This window comes from Ruegeria sp. CE9, from assembly GCF_056537425.1.
This window is the reverse complement of the sequence record NZ_JBQFRO010000105.1, coordinates 1-833: the sequence shown is the minus strand read 5'-3', so window position 1 is coordinate 833 and position 833 is coordinate 1. Positions and strand designations below refer to the sequence as shown.

1 protein-coding gene and 1 pseudogene are annotated in these 833 nt (G+C 65.1%); one reads left to right on the top strand and one right to left on the bottom strand.

Translation table 11 applies throughout. The features are described 5' to 3' along the window. Positions 1-570 (bottom strand): bifunctional 2-polyprenyl-6-hydroxyphenol methylase/3-demethylubiquinol 3-O-methyltransferase UbiG (gene ubiG, locus ACR0B3_RS24330; protein WP_480811286.1); only part of this gene is annotated, 570 nt, incomplete at its 3' end. A 64-nt stretch (positions 571-634) separates the two neighbouring features. Here ubiG and ACR0B3_RS24325 point away from each other — a divergent pair. Next, positions 635-833: pseudogene (locus ACR0B3_RS24325) on the top strand (prolyl aminopeptidase); the annotation flags it as partial.

Sequence of the window (833 nt, the reverse complement as noted above, 5' to 3'; positions counted from 1 at the left end):
CCCCTTGGGCAGCCATTTCAGCACGTATTCGGCCCCCACGATCGCCATGGCGAAACTCTTGGGGTTCCGGTTCAGGGTCGAGCACAGCATGATCCCGCCGGGCTTCAGCAGGTCCTTGCACGCGGTCAGGTAGGCCAGCGGGTCGGCCACATGCTCCACCACCTCCATGTTCAGCACCGAATCGAACTGCTCCCCGGCGGCGACCAGCGCCTCCGCCGTGGTGTGGCGGTAATCGATCTCCAGCCCGGATTTCTCCGCATGCAGCCGTGCGACGGGCAGGTTGCCCTCGGCCGCATCCGCGCCCACCACCGTGGCCCCCAGCCGCGCCATGGGCTCGGCCAGAAGCCCCCCGCCGCAGCCGATGTCGAGAATGCGCAAGCCCTTGAACGGATTGGGTGATTTCAGGTCGCGCCCATACTCCGCCGCGATCTGCCGGGTGATGTAGTCCAGCCGTACCGGGTTCATCAGGTGCAGTGGGCGAAACTTGCCCATCGGGTCCCACCATTCGGCGGCCATGGCCTCGAACTTGGCCAGTTCCGAAGTATCGACGGTCTGCGTGTTGGTTGTCATGGACTTCTCTGATGCAACTTGCGAAGGATGGGGTGGGTGGATCTCAGCACTATATAGAGCAGCGATGACACGAGCGGCGAGCCAAAAACACGCAGCGGAGTATCTCTACCCGCCGCTCGATCCCTACGACCAGCGCGTGCTGCCGGTCTCCGGCGGGCACCGGATCTATGTGGAGCAATGCGGCAATCCGCAAGGCATCCCCGTGGTGGTCCTGCATGGCGGCCCCGGCGGCGGCTGCAGCCCGGCCATGCGGCGCTATTTCG